The organism is Salipaludibacillus aurantiacus, assembly GCF_900111295.1.
In the GTDB taxonomy this organism is placed as follows: Bacteria; Bacillota; Bacilli; order Bacillales; family Salisediminibacteriaceae; genus Salipaludibacillus; species Salipaludibacillus aurantiacus.
In genome coordinates, this window is record NZ_FOGT01000007.1 from 18,864 (window position 1) to 39,538 (window position 20,675).

General features: G+C 44.1%; 13 protein-coding genes and 1 pseudogene. 6 read left to right on the forward strand and 8 right to left on the reverse strand.

All coding sequences use genetic code 11. The features are described from left to right. Nucleotides 1-90: 90 nt before the first annotated feature. Nucleotides 91-975 carry a helix-turn-helix domain-containing protein gene (locus BMW59_RS10030; RefSeq protein WP_093051164.1) on the forward strand — a complete coding sequence of 295 codons (885 nt, stop codon included), beginning with the start codon at nucleotides 91-93 and terminating at the stop codon, nucleotides 973-975. Nucleotides 976-1,027: 52 nt separating this feature from the next. On the opposite strand, the gene BMW59_RS10035 is transcribed toward BMW59_RS10030, so the two are convergent. The 3 genes from BMW59_RS10035 to BMW59_RS10040 form a co-directional block, all read right to left on the reverse strand. Continuing rightward, the gene (locus BMW59_RS10035; RefSeq protein ID WP_093051167.1) at nucleotides 1,028-1,546 is read right to left on the reverse strand and encodes a hypothetical protein; all 519 of its coding nucleotides are present in this window, start codon (nucleotides 1,544-1,546) and stop codon (nucleotides 1,028-1,030) included. 59 nt (nucleotides 1,547-1,605) lie between these two features. Continuing rightward, a complete protein-coding gene (locus BMW59_RS21350) occupies nucleotides 1,606-1,809 on the reverse strand; it encodes a hypothetical protein (RefSeq protein WP_143051215.1) in 204 nt (67 codons plus the stop codon). Nucleotides 1,810-2,231: 422 nt separating this feature from the next. Next, nucleotides 2,232-2,795, reverse strand: a complete 564-nt coding sequence (locus BMW59_RS10040; RefSeq protein WP_093051170.1) for a hypothetical protein — start codon at nucleotides 2,793-2,795, stop codon at nucleotides 2,232-2,234. A gap of 787 nt (nucleotides 2,796-3,582) precedes the next feature. Between BMW59_RS10040 and BMW59_RS10045 the strand changes: the two genes are divergently transcribed. The 3 genes from BMW59_RS10045 to hcp all read left to right on the forward strand — a co-directional run bounded on the left by BMW59_RS10045 (nucleotide 3,583) and on the right by hcp (nucleotide 6,856). Then, nucleotides 3,583-4,002 carry a hypothetical protein gene (locus tag BMW59_RS10045; RefSeq protein WP_093051173.1) on the forward strand — a complete coding sequence of 140 codons (420 nt, stop codon included), beginning with the start codon at nucleotides 3,583-3,585 and terminating at the stop codon, nucleotides 4,000-4,002. 603 nt (nucleotides 4,003-4,605) lie between these two features. Beyond that, complete coding sequence (locus tag BMW59_RS10050; protein WP_093051176.1) at nucleotides 4,606-4,737, forward strand: GapA-binding peptide SR1P; 132 nt, start codon at nucleotides 4,606-4,608, stop codon at nucleotides 4,735-4,737. Nucleotides 4,738-5,203: 466 nt separating this feature from the next. Then, on the forward strand, nucleotides 5,204-6,856 hold the full coding sequence (gene hcp / locus BMW59_RS10055) for a hydroxylamine reductase (RefSeq protein WP_093051179.1): 1,653 nt from the start codon (nucleotides 5,204-5,206) through the stop codon (nucleotides 6,854-6,856). A gap of 170 nt (nucleotides 6,857-7,026) precedes the next feature. Here the strand turns inward: hcp and BMW59_RS21355 are convergent. The 3 genes and pseudogenes from BMW59_RS21355 to BMW59_RS10070 form a co-directional block, all read right to left on the reverse strand. Next, nucleotides 7,027-7,113 (reverse strand): annotated as a pseudogene (locus BMW59_RS21355) (SEC-C metal-binding domain-containing protein); the annotation flags it as partial. Nucleotides 7,114-10,545: 3,432 nt separating this feature from the next. Further along, nucleotides 10,546-11,361, reverse strand: coding sequence for a S1C family serine protease (locus tag BMW59_RS10065; RefSeq protein WP_093051181.1), 816 nt, complete (start codon nucleotides 11,359-11,361; stop codon nucleotides 10,546-10,548). 191 nt (nucleotides 11,362-11,552) lie between these two features. Continuing rightward, nucleotides 11,553-12,398, reverse strand: coding sequence for a GAF domain-containing protein (locus BMW59_RS10070; protein ID WP_177174276.1), 846 nt, complete (start codon nucleotides 12,396-12,398; stop codon nucleotides 11,553-11,555). Between the two features lie 240 nt (nucleotides 12,399-12,638). On the opposite strand from BMW59_RS10070, the gene BMW59_RS10075 reads away from it, so the two are divergent. Beyond that, entirely contained in the window at nucleotides 12,639-12,962 is a 324-nt protein-coding gene (locus BMW59_RS10075; protein WP_093051188.1) for a rhodanese-like domain-containing protein, read from the forward strand. 86 nt (nucleotides 12,963-13,048) lie between these two features. Here the strand turns inward: BMW59_RS10075 and BMW59_RS10080 are convergent, their stop codons facing one another. Then, nucleotides 13,049-13,951, reverse strand: a complete 903-nt coding sequence (locus tag BMW59_RS10080) for a Gfo/Idh/MocA family protein (protein ID WP_177174277.1) — start codon at nucleotides 13,949-13,951, stop codon at nucleotides 13,049-13,051. 169 nt (nucleotides 13,952-14,120) lie between these two features. Between BMW59_RS10080 and BMW59_RS10085 the strand changes: the two genes are divergently transcribed. After that, nucleotides 14,121-14,753, forward strand: coding sequence for an RraA family protein (locus tag BMW59_RS10085; RefSeq protein WP_093051191.1), 633 nt, complete (start codon nucleotides 14,121-14,123; stop codon nucleotides 14,751-14,753). A 133-nt stretch (nucleotides 14,754-14,886) separates the two neighbouring features. On the opposite strand, the gene BMW59_RS10090 is transcribed toward BMW59_RS10085, so the two are convergent. Beyond that, on the reverse strand, nucleotides 14,887-20,628 hold the full coding sequence (locus tag BMW59_RS10090; RefSeq protein ID WP_093051194.1) for a GH32 C-terminal domain-containing protein: 5,742 nt from the start codon (nucleotides 20,626-20,628) through the stop codon (nucleotides 14,887-14,889). Between the last annotated feature and the right edge of the window lie 47 nt (nucleotides 20,629-20,675).

Genomic DNA, 20,675 nt, shown 5'->3' on the forward strand with positions numbered 1-20,675 from the left:
TGGCAGATTTCCGTTATTTTTTCCATTTTTCGAGTAGTGTTAAAAAAATAGTTATATTCAGAAAAACTTTTTGAGAGAGGAGGGAGCCGGATGGAATTCAACATTGGCGGGAGAATCAAAGATTTAAGAGTGTATAGAAATTTATCACAGAAAGAGTTGGCGATAGGTATTTGTTCTCAAGCAATGATTAGTAAAATTGAAAAGGGAGGAAACCAGCCAAGTGCCGATGTCCTTTACCAAATCGCCGACCGGCTTGGGGTGGACATTAATTACTTCTTTGGGATGTCGGAATCGCCTACCCACGATTATGTGGATATGGTGCTAAAAGAATTGGATAAAGCCATCCGTCAAACAAACTACAAAGAGGCATTGGACTTAGTCGCTATCGAAAAGCACAATCCGTTGTTTAAAACACCGCACCTTCAGCAAATCCTTTTATGGCGAGAAGGTATCTGTACCCTACATCTGTCGGGAAAAAGCGATCGGGCGCTCCGAAAAATTAACCAAGCGCTTAATTTATCAACGACCGCAGCTAACCTCCACTCAGAAGTTGAGCTTAAAATTCTAAACACAAAAGCGATTTTACTGGCTATCAATCACCAATTAGACGACTCAGAGAACGTGGTAACTGATCTGATTAACTATATCGAAACCGCACCTAATACCATTGACCCGAAAATCATGATAAATATTTACTTTAACGCCAGTAAGAATTCAATCAATAAAAAGGCGTATGAGGAAGCCATGACCCGGTCGGCAAGAGGCATAGCGATTTGTATAAATAATGAATTACTATACTTATTAGGGGAGCTTTACTTCCAAAAAGGGAAAAGTCTTTATTTACTATCGGACAACAACTTAAAAGAGGCTTTAGCCTACATGACGACAGCCATCAGCGTGTTTGACATGACCGGAAATGAGAGATTCAAAGAGTATGTGCAGGATGAAATTTCGCTCATGGAATCCAGCTCTTAGATATAGAAAAAAGCGCACCGATGATGTGCGCTTTTTTAATAGATGGTTTTTATTAAATGACGATCCGGTAAGTCACCTGGACCTGGTTGCTGCGATCCTCGTACGCCAGATAATCCAGGCGCACATACGGAACGAGCATCCCAATGTTGGCCAGAGCGATCCGGGCAAGGAGCGACTCTTTGCGCCGGTAAGGGTGCATCCGGATGTAAAGCATCAGATAGTCTCCCCGGTTGACATATAGCTTGCCGTGTTTCACCACGCGGTTATCTCCATACAGATCGATCGTGTAATCGAGCTGTTCGCTCTCCGGATCGTAGGCGCGCTCGATACTGATACACGGCTTCAGCAGAGGATAATTTCTGTGGGCGATGTTCCACCTGAGAAGATTTTCAAATTGGCGGCGGTCTGCCGGCGATTCGTCTTCATCCACCCAATTTCTGTATCCCATATCATCCAGTCGTTTCGAATATTTCCCGTTTGTGACCCGCAATCCCCGCTTGACCGATGTCTTCGTAAGTTTACTATTAAACGGCTCGATCAGGTTCTCTTCCTTTTCTTTAACTGTCGGCATTTAAGCGCCCTCCTCTTACTGTCTTTTTTAGTTATCTTAACGGCATTTGTCCCGTGACCTTAACTCGCGTCGTCATACAAGCGCACCATTTTCCAGACGGAAGCCGGCTCGTACATCATGGCGTAGATGACACGCAGCGATGACTCGGACAAAAAGAGATAGGCCTGCTGCGCCTGGCTCGAGTAGGTCTTAACCGGCCGGATCAGCTCGCTTAAAGGCGGCATGTACGGCTCCGACGTCACCCGGCTCACATAGTGACGCATAGGCATCGGTACCTTATGATAAAAGGTTTCCAGCTCCGCTTCGGTTAAATGCCACGTCCTCTCAAGGATGGTGTCTATAGTTCCCGGCCCGATAAACGCCTCGCCGTTCTCCCTTGCCCGGTCTTCAAAGTCCTCAAACCCCTTGGTGTGACTGCGTTTCTACAAAAAACCGTCTATTTTCTTCATTTTTTCTTCCTTTCAGAAAAGAATCAAAAAAGGTACCACTCTTAATCTTTGCAGTCATTAACAAAAAAAAAGAGGAAAACACCTTTTAAAAGTGCTTTCCTCTCTCTATCAATCTTATTTTAAGACGGCCCTTTTATAGTTGTATATACTAACATACTTATACTCACTATAATTACCCCTATAATTACAAGTAAAAAAACATCCCCTAAGTCGATAAATAACACCTCATTTATCTTTTATTTAACACATTCGAAACTGTACGTGTTAGACATTTTCCACCATGCTTTTTTTGGTGCGCCATGTAAACCACCAGTATCTCCAGAATCTATTGATGGCGTGCCACCCATATCATAACATCTATTAATTAAGTTTTGCTTCTCTACATGATTCATATATTTTGAAGAGAAGTATAATGCGGCGCCTGTAAAGATTCCTAAAACAGCTATTCCTCCCCAAACAATAGCAGGGGCAACTAATGGTTGCATCTCATCTTCAGAATTAGCAGTGGCATGATCTATCATGGCTTGTATTTGATAATCATTTAGATTATCTAACTCATTTTGAATTAGCTCTAATTCATCATTGGTAAACTCATAATAATTTAAAGCTCTCTCATTATCCACATGAGCTGTTCTAGTTAGTGTGTTTACATACACGCTCTTTTCTAACGCTTCCAGAGCTTCACTGCTAAAATTTAAAGTAGCATTATTATTTGCTAATGTTGTACCTCCTGGAATGAACGCGAGCGACAACATCATTACAGCACAAAATAGTGTAAAAGCTTTTTTAATATTTTTCATTATATCATCTCCTTATAATTTTAAGTATTTTTGGAAAATAAATCAATATAGCAATTCGTCTTTCAGTATTCTACTAGTCTCCGCAACCTCCTTCTTATGTAGGGTTAAATCAAAGATTCGAAATCCAAATTCTTCCGCCTCTTGACCTTTTTAAGTATATATACTGGTCTTAATTACCACAAAATTCAATTAAAAGGATGATGCCTCCTCTCATAACATGTCACTCAATAGCGCCGAACCATCCTCTACCTATCTTTGAATCCTTTCTTTCAGTATAACTATTGTTATAAACGGAAAAAATCCATTTACGCTTTCGCCCACATTCCCTCGCGTCCCAGGGCGCCCGACCGGTCGATGGCCAGGATCAAAAACGATATCAGGGACTACCCGTCGACCCATAAATAACAAGAAAAGAAAAAAAAGAGACTAAGATGAGAGAGGTATGAAAAAGAATAAAAGACTTAAAGAGACCGGAGAAGTTCACAAGAAAGGAGGACAAATAATGACTGACGTGCTGACTGTTTTCTAAACAAATGTACGGAATACTATTCATTAATGTGATTACGTATTATGTAATACTAAGTATTAATGTATTAATATGTTACTAGTTATAACTATACTTATAACGCGGCGATCAATTTAAAGGGAATGCGAGCTTATGGTTCTTTTACTAAGAGTCATCTCGTGAGAAGAGACCTTAACCTTTAATTTGAATATTGTTGTAATTTTTTCCACCTTTAAACTGTATATGCGGTCAAAGTTAGGTGAAGAAAGGGGGCGAAAAAATTTGAAGAAGAAAAACATAATAGTATGTTTAATATTATTTTTATTATTGGGAGCTGGACTAGCCGCTTATAGTATGGAAAATAAATATCTATCTTCCTCCCCTAATGATAGCGAAGCTGACGATGTGTTAGAAGAATACATAACACATATTGAGACAGAGGCTAACATGGACGAATTCCTAGAGATATTAGACACGTCTGCTTGGACAGATGAGTTTTATTCAGACTTTGAGGATCATGTGAATGAGGAAGACCGTGAAAAGTTAATTGCCTATGACATTAATGAACCTGAATGTAACATAGAAGAGACTGAATGTACGATCCCAACTTACATCAGGTGGGAAAACCTTGTAGGGGAAATCACGCATTTTAAAATTATTGAATTTGAGGATGGATGGAAGATTCAGCTCGACCCTGTTTAATATAAGAACGCCTCACCCACCAAGCCCCCATCGACTTGGTGTTATTTTTATTTGTAATGATACGGCATACTGATTTCTGAAAAGTATTACATATTACGTAACACTAACTCTTAATATTTTTTATAAAAAGGTACTGTATTTCTTACGCTCTTTCATACTGCGTGCCGCATGCAGCAGCTGTTAGGATGCCCCGCATGGGCATTCGGGGCAGAAGGAGAGGCTGAACCCCCGCGCGCACGGCGCACCGATTAATGGCATAAAGACAATGAAATTAAAGGAGCGACTCTCATTGAAAATAACTCTGTACCTAATCACACTCATACATCTAAAGCGCCGGCGCGTCTCAACGAAGGGGGTTACTCCCGGATTTGATGCACTTCCATCAATATTTGATGCACTTCCACTCTTTTACAAAATACTTCTTCAGCCCCCCCATTTATAATATGATACTCCAATCAAATCACAAAACTTAATAGTATGACATATTATATAAAATATTATACAATTATTTTCGTTAAAACCATTGACTTTCTAATTGTGACATACTAAAATGCTATTTAGTAAGCGTTACCAAAAAGAGTAAATCAAAGGGAGTGGAGTTGAATGGGTACGATTATTTGTCAAAACTGTGAGTCTGTCATCGATCATTTTGATTGTGAAAAGGTTTCTGTTTTATACGGAAAGTGCTGCGAGTCTTGTACCGATGAGGCCTCACTGCAACATACGGAGAGTTAATTACAAATTAAAGCCATAAGACTGCTTGTTATTTAACAGGCAGTTATTTTTTTGCCTATTTTTCACCCGGCTCCCCTTTTAGTCGGCACCTCCTGAAATTTTCCTATTTCCCCCGTCACCCCTTCCCTCAATCGATTAAGAATTAGGCCACCTTCGTATATGCAAGGCCCCCTGAAATTCTCTCGTCTCCGTTCCCCCATCTATAAATCCATTTTTCACGCCTAAGTGCTTAACCCTTTATAAAACGGTACCGTCCACTTACACACCTTCTCCATCTGTTTCCAGATTCTACCTGAATCACCCCCCCTTCCTAGCCAATTTGTCCACCTGTTCCCTCACTTGCCGCTTTTTGACTTTTTTGTGACCATCCGTTCAGTTGTGATTTAGGTCACCTCTATTAAACGCTGTGTGCGTTATCCTTAACATGTGAAGAGATAAGCAAACGAGCTAAGGGGAGGCATATATAATGAGTATGTTTTGTTTTCAATGTCAGGAAGCTTTAAAAAATGTTGGCTGCAGTGCGATGGCAGGGGTTTGCGGTAAAACGAGTGAGGTATCAAATCTTCAGGATTTGCTCATTTACACAGTTAAAGGGGTAGCTCTAGTTAATCAGCAGGCGCGCGAAGCAGGGATTAACCGGCCGGAAACAGACAGGTTAATTATGGACGGATTATTTGCTACGATTACAAACGCAAATTTTGACGATGAATCAATTATCAGACGAATTGAGAAGGCACTTCATGAACGGGAGACTATTAAAGAATCATTGAAAGAGGCAGGTGTTTACAAGGAGAGCCTTTACCCGGATTACGCGACATGGTCCGGCCACCGTTATTCGTTTATAAGTAAATCTGAAGAGAAACAGGTTGGAATTTTAGCCACAGACAACGAAGATATGAGAAGCTTGCGTTCCCTAGTCTTATTCGGATTAAAAGGCATGGCGGCTTATGCTGAGCACGCTTTAAATCTGGGACATAAGAGTGATGACATCTGTGATTTTACCGAAAAAGCGCTTGTTGCGACTGAGGATGATACGTTAAGTGTCGATGACCTTGTCGCTCTTGTGATGGAAACGGGTAAATTCGGTGTTGACGTGATGGCGCTGCTCGATAACGCAAACACATCCACTTACGGGCATCCTGAAATGACTGAAGTGGAAATTGGCGTCAGAGACAACCCGGCAATTTTAGTAAGCGGACATGATTTAAAAGATTTCGAAGAGCTTCTTGAACAGACGGCAGGGACCGGGGTTGATGTATACACCCACTCTGAAATGCTTCCGGCTAACTACTACCCGGCATTTAAAAAATACGATCATTTTGTTGGGAACTACGGAAACGCCTGGTGGAAGCAGAAAGAGGAATTTGAAAGCTTTAATGGGCCTGTCCTCTTTACGACAAACTGTATTGTCCCGCCGAAAGCAAGCTATTCCGACCGCATCTATACGACAGGAGCAACCGGATATCCTGGATTTAAACACATCCCCGACCGTACAGAAGGCGGTAAAAAAGATTTTTCTGAAATCGTTGCTCATGCGAAAAAGTTACCGGCACCGACTGGCATAGAAGAAGGCACAATCATTGGAGGGTTCGCTCATAATCAGGTGACACAACTCGCTGATAAAGTCGTTGATGCAGTAAAAACAGGGGCCATCCGAAAGTTCTTTGTGATGGCAGGCTGTGACGGGCGCATGAAATCCCGTGACTACTATACTGAATTTGCCAAAACCCTTCCAGAGGATACAGTTATCCTGACAGCAGGCTGTGCTAAATACCGTTACAATAAGCTTCCACTTGGTGATATCGGCGGCATCCCGCGTGTCCTTGACGCCGGCCAATGTAACGACTCTTATTCTTTAGCGGTGGTGGCCATGAAACTTAAGGAAATTTTTGAGTTAAATGATATTAATGAGCTGCCGATTGAATATAACCTGGCATGGTACGAGCAAAAAGCGGTCATTGTTCTGCTGGCACTGCTTCATCTCGGTGTGAAAGACATTAAGCTTGGACCAACACTTCCAGCATTCCTGTCACCAAACGTGGCTAAAGTGCTCGTTGAAAAATTCGGCATCAGCGGCATGACGAATGTAGAAGAAGATATGGCAGCTCTTATGGGGTAATAAGTAAATGACTTGATTAAGGCTGGCGTCTTGTGAAAAACACAGGCGCCGGCTTTTTTAATGGAGGGACTTAAATAGTCTTGAAGCCACCCTCATCCTTTTTTTTCAATATTTACAAAAAACCACACCCGGCGTTACGGGTGTGGTCTTGAAATGACTATTCAGCCTGTTTATACTCTCATACAGCATTTCTTGTATTTCTTGCCGCTGCCGCACGGACATGGTTCGTTACGTCCCACTTTAATTTCTTTCCGGCGGGACTGGCTATCCATTCCAGCCTGATACAGCCGCATCACGGCTGCTTTTATCTCGTCATAGGACACTTGAGGCTCATTAGTAGGATACCTGACTCGTGACTTGGTTTGGCCGCTTTCTGTCTGACCAGATGCCTCATCATCTGAGGGAGCTTCTTTCTCCACAGAAGTATGTTCGTCTAAGGTTTCCTGTGTGCTTTCACTCCCATTTAAGCTCTCAACTGCATAGGCCAGGTTCTCTTCCAGGAAACTATCCTCTGCCATGGTATCAGAAATTGTTTCTTCCACTTCTGCGGCTTCCTGCTCCAGTGACAAGCTGCCTGAATCTGTTTTTTCAGTCTCTTCATAATAAGAAACGTCTTCAGCTTCATTTAAATTGTCTGCCGAATCGACAGTTTCCGGCGTTTCAAGAGAACTTTCCACTTCCGCCTGATCTGCCGGTTTATCAACAGAAACGGCCATCTCTATGGCGGAGGCGACCTCTTCAGTTTGTATGGACTCACTCTCAGTCATAGTTTCAGACGGAGACTCTGTCCTTTGAGCGGATTCAGGAGGAGTGTCCTCTTTTTCCTCATTTGCTTCCTTTAGTTCTGAAGCCGCTTTTACTGCTTGACCCTCATCATTGCCGACATCTGTCTCAGCCTTATCAGTGGTCGTGGTTCTTCCATCCGGTTCCGGGGTGCCCGCGTCCGCTTCACTTTCAATTTGAGCGTCATTTTCCGCAAGGGTGCTGCTCTTTCTGTCCGGTTCCGTTTTAGCGGCGATTCCGGTCTGAACCGGTCCTTCAGTTTTCAAGGAAGACCCGCCTTCTCGGCTGTTTTTGTCCGGCTTTTCCTCATCCGCTTCCGTTTCTTGGCCGGAAGCCCGTTCGGAAGCCGGTTCATTTGCTTCTGGCTCCTCTTTCGTTTCTTTTTCTGGAGCTTCTTCATCTATCGGTTGTTCTCTGCGGTCAGTCAGGTTATTGTCCGCGGCTTTATCTTTCTGTTCAGCTTTATTGTCAGTTAAATCTGTTTCCTCTTTAATTAAAGTTTCTTTTTCGGCCAATTCCTTATTTTCTTCTTTGAGTTCTTCATTTAATGTTTCAATCTTGTCTTCAGAGTCGCTGACAGGTTCACTTGTATGAGCCTCTGTTGCCTTGTCTTTAGTCCGAATGCTTTCTTCTTCGCGTGTGTCTGATTGGGAGTGCTCCACAGGCACGTCACTTTGCAGTCCAGCATCCCCAGATGGGATAATAGCCGATTGGTGGTCATCCTGATCGTCATTAGCCATTTCATCTGGATCTGCCTGTTCCCTTGCCGGCTCCTCTTCTTCTGCAAAAGATAAAGATGATTTATTTTTGGAAGCGGAACTTAACAGCCTTCTGTAATAGCTGGCGTCATCCTTTTTAACCGAACCAGCACTTTTTTCAAGTTTGGCGGAATCCGTGCTTTCCCCTCCATCAGATGATTCATCGGAGAGTTCGTCAGCCCCTCGTTCGAACGCCGGTTCAGAACGGGAATCACCCTCAGGCACAAGTTTGGTTTCGGGCTTGAGATCCGATTTGGCTTCGTGATCTTCAGGGCTGTGATTAGCTGCAGGCGCCGTCCTGCCTTCAAAATCACGGCCTGTTTCTTCAGCGGTGTATTGTTCTTCGCCATGGTCGGCTTCCTCTCGGTCAGCCGGCTTCGTCATCTCTTCAGATTTAGAGGTTTCTTCCAGCTTAGAAGTTTCCTCAGACTCAGAAATTTCTTCTGGCTCAGAGGGTTCCTCAGGTGAAGTGCCTTCAGATTCGGTGTTATCGTCAGTTGCTGTGTTTTCCTCAGGTTCTTCACTATCCCCAGACTCAGCTGTATCTTCAAACTTGTCGCTATCCCCAGGTTCAGAGACATCCTCAGGTTTCCCACCGGTCTCAGGTTCAGCGGTTCCTCCAGCTTGTGAGAACTCCTCAGGTTCAGCAGATGCCTCGTCAGCCGGTGCGTCCGTCCCTGCCTGCAGATCAACGCCTTCAACCGTTGAGCGCCATTGCCTCAGTTTCGGATGGTCGATCCCGTTAATGACACAGTTGCAGTACAACGCTTCTTCCAGGTTAAGAAGCATCGTTTCATAGCCTTCCTCCATAAACGACTCGATCAGCGGAATGGCCTCATCGGACAACTGTTCACATAAGCCGGCTGCCAGCATTGTTTTAATGGAACGCTTTTCTTCCTGCTCAAACGCCTCAAACAGGACGGTTCTCGCATATTCGGTTTTGATGTTAGCTACGATGTCCACCGCATAAAGGCCGACACGCGCGTCATCAAACCACATTCTAACTGCATTAACCACCTGCTTTGTTCCAATTTTGACAAGAGCCTCGCTGAATTCCTCTAAAAACAAATCGTTTTTCTTATGTAAATCCACAAGAGCCATGATATGCGGAAGTGCTGCTTCCAGCCTTAATTCACCAGCCATCGTAATATCGTAGAGGTCTCTTACTGCCAGCTTTCTTTTCCCCTTCATTTTGTATAAACGGTGCATGAGCTCGGTTCTCCCGACAAGTTCCCGCCTTGCCATTAATTCGACCATCTGCTTGCCGAATACATAATATTTCTCGTTAAATTCTTCTCTTGAACCGATTCTGTTAATAACCGTGTGAAGCTTCTGCAATACCACGTGGGTCGGGTCCGTACAGAGGTCTGTATAAAAACTCAGATTCTGAACCTTTTTTCCCCTGGCTTTATAAGCAGAGGCTATGTCTTCTTTAAACTTTCCGACGATACAGGGATCGGCATGATTCAACAAGTCCCCGTAGTACGTCAGCTCCTCATCAGGAATCGTTTCGTCCCTTAGGTCGGCCAGAAGACGCCTCATCCCTTCGTCCGGCATCGGCAATTTCTTCAAATAGGTCAGTTTTTCGCTCGTCTTTCTTTCATTCCAGTTCTTTTTGTTCGCGTCGAGGCCCAGCATAAACGTTTTCTCTGTGCCTAAGTAACTAGTTTCCATTATATGTAGAACAAAATCTCTTACTATATAATCATCTGAAATTAGATGTTCTTCCATCTTTCTTAAAAACTTTTGTTGATCCATCGGCGATCACCTCATTTACCAGTACTGTAAAGTGCTGTTATCTATTATACAGGTTATAGGCGGTCAACCATATAAGAAAGACGACACAACTCTCACTTTTTGACCTGTTTTTTTTGTGAGAAATATGGTACTGCAGTCACCTGTTTAAATAACCAGTCTTTAAAAAAACAACATTTGTTAATTATTTCCTATTAAAAGAGCCTGATCTATCGACAAGTTGTGATGAAAGCGGCAGACCATTTTTACTTCAATCAGCTAACACAATTAAATATTCATAAAGCAAAGACTCTGTTAAGCTTTGTTGTTGAAAAATCAACATTTACCTTTATCAGAGCCAAAACAAAAAGAAGGCAAAATAGTCATTTTACCTTCTCCTGTATGTTTAACAGTTTAATAGCCGTCAAGCAAGTCATTAATTAAGTCTTCAATATCATTTAAAGGCACACTGTAGCCGATTGACGGATTTTCCAGATCCGTGGCTGCATTGATTGCCACAAAACTTTCTTCCTCTATGGATAATAACGGACCGCCGCTGTTCCCTTCTTCAACTTCAGCAGAAATCTGGTAAATACTCTCATAGAGATAATTGCTAATAACTAACTGTTTGTTATTGTCTACGATTTCCCCGTAGGTTACCGTGTTTTCTACACCTTCCGGGCTGCCAAGAGCGGCCACGTGATCGCCTGGCTCAAGCTTTTCATTTTTTTCAATCGAAAAAGGCTCTTGTCCTTCAAATTCCGGAACATGCAGAAGAGCAACATCCATATATTTAGAAGACCCCAGCAAGGCCGCTTCATAGAACTCCCCTTCTTCAGGCATGACGGTAATCAGGCCGACCCCTTCAGGAACAACATGAGCACTCGTTATGACAACCCCATCCCTGTTATATAAAAAACCGGAGCCCTGCTCTTCAGGTGTAATGACGGTATAGACTGATTCATGCGCTTCCTCAACCAGCGCTTCCACTTCCGCTGCCTCTCTTTCTTCAACAAAAAGAGGAAGCTGAAATTCGCCGTATTTATCAGTGGCTTCCGCCCGCTCAGGTAAATTGGAAACCTCCTTTGAGGCCGAAGCTTCCGTGACACCCATCCAGCTGCCGGCAATCAGGAGGCTGAAAAGAGAAACGGCAAAAATCCGCGGGTCTGTCTGTGTGAGTAATGAAGCCGGATTTCCCCCGTAACTCTTCCTGCTTTTATGAAAAACCATAAATAGCCTCCTTAATATAATTTTTATCTATTATACATATTAAAAGGTGACAGTTAAAATAATAGGGCTGCGGCGTCTCGGTCTTTAATGAAAAGAGATGGGTTGCTTATTAAGAGAAAAATAAAAGGCTGGTTTCCTGCCCGATACTAGTTTAATTCTCTGCTGGAAAATCAACCTTGCTCTTCTGGCAATTATTCAGGTTTCACTAATTGAAAACCGATCCATTTCAATGCTTCTTTTAAGTTTGACTTAGAAGTAAGACGGTTAATTGGTGATTCACTTTGGTGAAAGAAAATGGCCTGATCAGGTCTGACACCTGTTAAAATAGGAGTCGCTCCAAGTAACTGGATTGACATAGTAAGCTTGCAGATATTATCGCTGACATTATGATTTTCTATAGCCAGGCCTGACACATCTATAATTAAATACTCAATCCCGTCCTGATAACTTCGTTGAAGCACCTGCTCCATAATGATTTCCGACCGTCTCTCATCCACCTCCCCTGTCAGAGGGAGAATGGCTACGCCGTCGTCCACTGGCACCACGGGGGTTCCTATATTTTGAACCCGGCAGTTCACTTCATCTAAATCTATGACATAACCTAGAAGACTCGCCATCGTCTTAAATAGTTCAATCTCTTCTATCTTGTAAGACTTCGGGTTTACATCCAGTCCGCAAAGAGTGCCATACACCCTTCCGTCTTTATAATGAATGGGGACGCCAAGCAGAGAACCCTGAGTTAATTCCTGTGACAACTCCAGTTCTCCAGTCGAAGGATGGCTTGTAATATCTTCTATAACTACAGACTCCCGGTCACTGTCTATAATAACTTGACAGTAGGACTCTTTAGCATCAATTATTAAACCTTTTTCAATAATTAATTTGTTTCGGTTAAAGGAGTGCATGACTTCTACTTTTTCTTCCTCATACCTGGTGACGAAGACTGTATTTATGTTAATAAATTGGCTTAACCGCTTAAGCACATCAATCGCAGCACGCTCCAATTCTTTTAAACTACCATTTCCTAAAGCCTGCACGTTTGCTTCCTCTCCCTTTATTAAATTTTATAGCAGGTTATACTCCGCCATACGGTAGATTATACCACGCCAGTAGTGCAATTTCTATTTTTTAGGTGATCATTTCCTGGGTGTCCAATACGGGGTGATTCACATAGGGGTCAGACCCCCCAGTTTATGGAAAAGCAATGCCTCTTGACTTTATATACCCTATAGGGTATATTATATTTAAAGTTTATTACTATGAAGGAGAGAGACGCAATGAACCAACTATCAGCTAAACACGTTGAACAACAAATAAAAAATAATAAAAAGGTGACTCTTATAGATGTGAGAGAGCCGGAAGAAGTAGCTGCAGGTAAAATACCGGGCGTAATTAATATTCCCCTTGGCCTGCTCGAATACCGACTGCATGAACTGAAGAAATCAGAAGAATACATTATCGTCTGCCGTTCCGGTTCAAGAAGCGGCCTTGCCACGAGCTTCCTGGAAAGCCGAGGTTATAATGCCACAAATATGTCCGGCGGCATGATCAGCTGGGAAGGGGCTGTTGAAATAGCAGGCCAGTACCAGCCTGCACGATAAACCAGCTTACTATGACAGCAAGAACACACCGGGCCCTGGGGGGCTCCGGTGTGTTCTTTTTGCACATAGGGGTCAGACCCCCCATTTTATTCCAGCTCTGATACGACTCTTTCGCATATTTCGTGGGTAAGGAGACTGTCCTGGTTTGTCACTGATGGCTGTTTTCCTGTCTGTACGGCTTGGAGAAAGTCTGCGACCATTTGAACGAACCCCCTTTTATGCAAGGTTGGTTCCCAGTCACTTGTCTCAGGCTTTGTCTCTTCTCTTCCTCGCCGGATCACCAGATCCGCTACATTATAAACAACCCCTTTTTCTTCAGGTCCCATGACTTCTGCTTTCTCCTCGGTTGTCCCGCTGTCTCTGTTCATAATGCCTATTGCTGTCCCTTCAGCAGACTCAAACTGCAGCATCACATGATGAAGAAGCCCGTCTTTTTTTCTTCCGGTAACTGTTAACTTTTCGATGGCATACGGGAAAAGGTATCTCATTGAATCAACAACATGAATAAAGTCATCAAACACAAATTGGCGCACTTCCCCGGGCAGTGCTCTTCTGTTTTTCTGTATGACTGCCATGTTGGGCTGGCTGATCTCTTTCAGCCTCTGATAACTCGGAGCAAATCTTCGATTAAATCCGGTCATCAGCAGCAGGCCACGGCTGTCTGCCAGTTCAACGAGCGCTTTCGCTGTTTCGTAATAATAAGTTATTGGCTTGTCTACAAACACATGAATGTCAGCCTCCAGCAATGCTCGTACAATCTCCTCATGCGACTCAGTAGAAGAATGAACAAAAGCGGCTGCAACTCCGCTTTTGATTAGAGATTCTAAACTGTCATGCAAATTAGAATAACGGTACCTCTCCCCCAGCTTTTTTAATTTGGCTTGATTTCTTGTAAATAAATGAGTTTCTACACCCTCAACTTCACTTAACACAGGTAAATAAGCTTTCTCCGCAATATCCCCGAGCCCGATCACACCAACTTTAATCATGTTTTCCCCTGCCCTTCCGCTTTTTTTATTTCACTCGTTTTAGTTGCAACTGTTCATATATCTACTATTAAACACATGAAGCCCATATCCCTCTCTGACTCTATTATTGCAAATAGTCAAAAAACTATTATAATTACCTGTAGATTATCATTTTAGGAGGAATCAGGAAATGACGGACGCTGTGATTAACGAATTTCAATCTATTCCAACGACTGCTGCCTCAGATGCGATGGACGGTTTGAACAATTTAGATCCTTCGATCAAACCACTAAAGGAAGACTATCATATGGTTGGCCGCGCTTTAACAGTAAAAACATCTCCCGGAGATAACTCAGCTGTTTTAAAAGCGATCCATGCGGCTCAACCGGGTGACGTGTTAGTCATTGACGCAAAAGGGGACACCTATCGGGGAGTCGCTGGAGATTTTGTATTAGGAATGGCTCAAACTTTAGGAATTAACGGGTTTGTCGTGGACGGTGCGATCAGGGACCTGGTCGACTGTAAAGCGCTGGACTTCCCTGTTTTTTGCAAAGCTACCACCATCGCTGCCAGCGAAAAAAACGGTCTTGGCCATATTAATGTCCCTGTCACATGCGGCGGTGTGTCAGTTCAACCGGGCGATTTAGTCATTGGCGATGCCGACGGAGTGACAGTCGTACCTAAAGACTTGGAAAACGACGTACTAAGTAAAGCACGTAAAAAATTAGATAAAGACCAGGCCCGGGACGAGAAAATCTCTGGAAATAAAGAAGCTATTAAAACATACCTTGAAGACATGATTTCGAAGGCCTACAAAAAATAGTTTCTAAATAAATCTTTTAAAAGTGAAGACTTACAAAACCATACTAATTTTCGCCAAAAAGAGAGCAGAAGGGTTTCTCCCTCTGCTCTTCTTCGTTTTCTCTATCATTTCAACTTAACGTGAGATCTGCTTGTTACCTTTGAGCAGATTTTCCTTGATTCCCGGGCCTGCCAGGTACTTCCGGTTTCCCATGTTTTCCTGATTTTCCAACTTCTCCCGGCTTACCGTTCAACCCCGGCGGGCCTTCTCCCCCCGGAGGTCCGGCATGTCCTGGCGGTCCTGGATTATCAGGCGGGCCGCCTTGCCCTGGAGAACCCGGTCTGCCCGGTTCTTCATCATCAGGCTCTTCTTCCAACCCGTAATAAGTGACCAAGTGATCATTTTCAAACTCTGTGTCAAGATCGACGGACACATTCACATTATCAAGGTTAATATGGCCGAAGCCGTCCGTTTTCCGGTCGACCACTTTTAAATATAGCTCTTCTCCAATATAGTCTGACGCATCCCAGCGAACCCGGCGGTACTGCTCAGACTGGTGCCCTGTGGCCTTCATAAGGTATTCATCATCAGCAGCCCGGACTAATGCCACATACAGCTCTTCAGGCGCATTGCCTCCTGCAACAAGAAAGTCAATACTGCCGTCAGCTCCTAAAATAAATGACTCTGAACGCATGGCGCCTGTTAACGAATCGCCACCCAGGTCCGGATTAAAGCCCCAATAATGGTAATGATTTGGATCAACCCCGGTATGAGCCTGGTTAAAAGGACCTCCCCAGCCCCAGCCGTCAGCATTTGTGACGTGTTCATCCTGGAAAGCATCTCCTTCAAGTACCTTCCATCCAGACAGATCGCCCGTCTGAAAATCATGGTTCGGAAGAGACTTATGAGGGATAACTTCTTTTACATCGGCCTCCATTGGCGGAACAGTTTCACCGTAAGCCGACGTCATTTCCCATACCTCAAAGGATAAAACCTGCACGTCGCCGCCTTCACTCCAGATATCAAGGCCCATCGCATCCATCGTCGGGTACACTCTTGACGTGATGCTCCGTTTCCCATTCGCATAAGCTTCAACCATCGAACGGTCAAGGAAAATCTGCAGCTGAAGCGTCTCATCATTTAAAGAAAGTTCCCCTTCATGAATGCCTTTCCTTACATCCGGGTCAAGACTCGACCGGTTACGGTCAATGCCTAATTTTTCATCTGAAAAATCATAGTAAAGAAGCGTCTTCTCTCTCAGATCATCACTTTGTCTGAGGTTTAACCCGAAGGCTTCAGCATCCGCATTTTCAACTTCCACATTTATTTCAAGCATATCTCCCTGTACCTGACTTAATGTTTCTTGCAGTTCAGACACAGACACGTTATTTTTTGAAATTAACTGCTCTCCTCGTAAATTCTTAACTTCTTCAATAGGTTCAATCCCGAGCTCATTCTCACCCGTGAGCGACAAACTGAGAGGCAGTCCGGCATTGTGAGCCCAACCTGCATCATAATGTGCCTGCTCGGAACGGCGGTCCTGCGCGATGCTGTAAAGAACAGAGCGGCCATCATGGTCTTCAAACCCGCTTGGCCCAGTGAAATGCTCACCATAATCAAACAGCCGCGGCTCTTCATGATCCGGGACAAATTTGTGATTTTCCCGGTCCCATTCCCCAATCCAGTGCCACACATACTTAACGTCGTGCTCACTGTAGCCGTCATACCAAGGATTAATAAAGAAAGCGTATTTCCCTGTCTCTTCGCCATCTTCGTCAGTTAAAGGCAGGAAAACAGGCAGTTCCCATACGTGTCCTGTAGCAGGATACTGCTGGACGTCTCCTGTAAAGAAAGGCCCTTCATACTCCCACTCATATAAATCGTCAGACGTGTAAAGGAGCGCTGTCCCTCCTACATGCTCGCCGCCGTCCATAATACCCGAACTTACCAGCTGATACCAGGTGCCGTCTTCTTCCCAGACGTAAGGGTCACGGAACTGGCCGAACATAACCTCTCCTTCGTCTGCATGAAGATTTTCCTCCTGAACATTAACCGGCTCATCGTGCATGTTCCATTGAGGCAGATTCACATCGCCATCTTCAGGAAACGTACTTTCAGCGAGGCCGACCATCTGATTAGGCGTTTTACTGTCATCTCCAGCTGTAAACAGGAGAACTGGATTGCCATCCGCATCAAATGTTGCGTCTCCTGACCAGACACCGTCCGGCGAGACCGAGCCTCCCTCAGGAGCAAGCGCAATTGGCATATCCTCCCAGTGAATCATATCGTCACTGACAGCATGTCCCCAGTGAATGTGGTTCCAGTAAGGACCTTGAGGGTTATGCTGGTAAAAAATATGGTATTTCCCTTCAAAATAAAATGGCGCATGAGGTTCGTTCATCCAGTGTTCCGGCGAAATTAAATGATACTGAGGCCGGTGGCGGTCTTCGTCATAACGGCTTCGCTCGTAATCGAGGTAAGGCTCAGGATGTTCACCGTTTTCGAAGCCATCAGCATAAGCGGCGTACTTTTCGCTCACTTCCTCTTCATCTAAAGCTGCACCGTGGACTTTTATTTCATCCATCATGCCGTTAAACATATTCGCTGTAAAAACACCGTTAATTATCGCAGGTTCATTATGTTTCCCAATCCTCAACGGTTCAGAAGCTGGAACAAATGTGCTGTTCCGCGGAAGATCAGTCTCCCCGACTTTTTCTCCGTTCAAATATAACTCCATTACATTTCTGCTGCCATCTAATGTAGCAACGATATGGGACCATTCGAACTTTTCGAGCGGTGCATCTTCATCGGCCCATACTTCGAACCACTCCCCGTTCACTCCGGCTTCAAAAGACCAGCTGCCATGGCGCCCCATTCCAAGTATGAAGCCTTGAGCGTTATTTGCATTTTGCTGGTTAATTATCGCTGATTTTTTACCTTCATTGCCCCACTCATAAGCTCTCGGTGCCACCCATGCTTCGAGGCTGAAGGTGTTATCAAGCTTAACGAAATCTTCTGCATCCCGCTCAACCCAAGTAGAGTAACCGTCAAATAACAAACCGTGATTCACAATGCCCTCTCTCCAAAGTGGGTCTGTCGATGGTTTGTCTACGGCATTATTAAACACATAATGAATAGTGTCTGTATAATCCATTTCTTCATCCGCCGTTTTGTTCCCATCTCCTTCGTCAAGCGGCCAGTGCGACACAAGTTCAGGTAAATCAGAAGGAGTATCACCTTCACCGTCTTTTTCATTATAAACATTGAAATCATCGACATTGATGTGGCCGAATCCACCGGAGTGGTAATCTGCCACCTTAATATAAAGCTGTTCGCCCAGGTAATCAGAAGCATCCCAGTAAACCCGGCGATACTGCTCAGAATTACGCCCTGTCGCACGGAAGAGCTCTTCGCCATCAGTTGCACGAATTAATGACACGTAAGTCCGGTCACGATCTTCGCCGCCTCCGATAAGGAAGTTGATTGTTCCGTTCCCGCCAAGCTCAAAAGTGCTGGAAGTGAGCACCCCTGTCCTGAGATCCGACCGTCCGTCCTCTTCAGCTCCTTTAAATCCCCACAAATGATACTCACCTTCGTGGTTAAACGGAATTTCTTCATCCCAAAAATGAGGCTGATCAGTAACGACTCCGTTAAACGCTTTTCCATTACCAATCACATTCCAGCCAGATAAGTCGCCTGTTTCAAAACCAGGATTCTCAATATCATTAGGCAGGCTGCTGTCGAGATCCTCTCTGATCCACTGGTCATTTGCTTTGTATTCCGCTTTTTTCATTTCATAAACTTCCAGTTTAGACAGCTCAACGGTTCCATTGTCAGCGAAGAGCTGCAAACCCTGGCTGTAAGGATCAGGAAATATTTGATTTGTAAAAACAGTTTTTCCTTCATTAAAGAACACTTCGACTGACGACCTGTCTACAAGAAGGGTCATCGTCACTTTATCACCTTGTACTGAGAAGTCAGCCACATGCTTAGCTGCAAAATTTTCATTAAAACTCGTATCTCTGGATTCTGTCCGGTCCACGAATAATTCATCATTAGCGAGGTCATATCCGACACTTGTATACTCGCCATCTCCTGTTCGGACATTAAATCCGAAGGCATCAGCAGACGTTTGGTCATCAAGGGCGAATTCCGCCTGGATTTCAAACGTATCTCCTGTAATATCACTTAGAAGATCACTGGCCCCTTCAATGACTTCATTTTCAAACGCATAGTGTTCTCCCCGCAATTGTGCCAGTTCATCTGCCGGTTCCTGCATAAGATGAATTTCTCCACCCTCTTCATGGAGAGACAGCTTTCTCGGAACTGACATAGCACTGCGCCAAGGATCTGTCGGGGTATCATTTCCATACTCCACCGGATTGCTCATCCAGCCAACCCAAATTGGATATTCCTGGGGGGTCTGACCCCAAGTGACGGCGGCATAAAAGTCTGCGCCGTAATCAACCCAGCGGACATCGTCATGATCTGCCTTAAACGTCTCTCCGTCAAATTCTCCGATAAAGTAAGCCATTCCGCTTCCACCGGCCGGAGCATTATGAACACTTAAAGTTAACACCCATTTTTCAGTATCTTCCTCGCCATCTCCTGTAGTATCAACCGCCATTTGAAAAAGGTCCGGGCACTCCCAAATGTCAAAGTCATGGGACGTAGTGTTTTCAAATGACCCTGATTTTTCCCAATTCAGAAGATCGACTGAGGTATAAAAATCAATGACTTCTCCAGCGGCAATGGAGAAGATCCACTGACTCGTTTCTTCATGCCAGAAAACATTCGGGTCCCGGAATACGCCCGCTCCCCCATTACTTGCTTTTAACTCTTCAGGCATACGGACCACCGGGTTCTCTTCTGCCTTCTCCCATGTCCGGCCCTTGTCATTGCTGTAAGCAATTCCGACGTGCTGGTCATCATTGCCTAGTTCATACGTGAAGACAGCAACAAAAGGCGGGTGATCACCATTTCCTAAACCTGATGTATTGTCTTCATCAATCACTACACTTCCGGACCATATAAATCCATTTTCATCCGGATATAAGGCAAGCGGCTGATGATCCCAGTTTACTAAATCTTCACTGATCGCATGCCCCCAGTACATCGAACCCCAGACATTGTCTACCGGGTTATGCTGGTAAAATAGATGATATTCCCCATCATAGTAAACAAGCCCGTTTGGATCGTTCATCCAGTTCTCTTCAGGGGTGAAGTGAAACTGAGGTCTGTAAACTTCATTGTAATACCCTTGACCTATCTCTTCCTCACCCGTTTCTTCTTCCGGGTAAAAAGTTCTGAAGTCATCTACGTTAATATGGCCCCAACCGCCTTCAAGATTGTTGACCACTTTAAAGAAGAGTTCTTCTCCCTTATATTCCGAAGCATCCCACGTGACCCGGTTATAAGACTCACCGGTTTCATCATTAAAGTTATCATTTGTGGCCCGCATCAGTTCTTTACCAGTTTCCGCATGAACAAGTGCCACATAAAGATTCTTACTATCATTTCCACCACCTATTAAAAACGAGACAGTACCAGAACCAGCCAGCTCAAAGTGGGAAGATTTCAGCTTGCCTGTTTTATCATCCCCTCCATTTTCTGCTCCCCATAGATGGTAATCACCTTTATGATTGAACGGAACACCGTCCCAATAAGTAGTTGAAGGGGATACATTTGCATCACTGAACGCATCGCCTTCGAGCACTTCCCACCCGGATAAATCACCTGTTTCAAAACCAGGGTTTTCAATTTCATAAGACAGCGTGCCCTCATTTCCTGAGTCATTAGCAGCTGCTTCCCTTTCGGATAATGGAATAATTAACGATTGAAATGCGAGCATAAAAACTAAAAAGATAAACACACTTTTCCTTTTCTTTAACGGCACTAAGCATTCCCCTTTCAATGGTTAATTTAATTTGAACTGACCTGCTT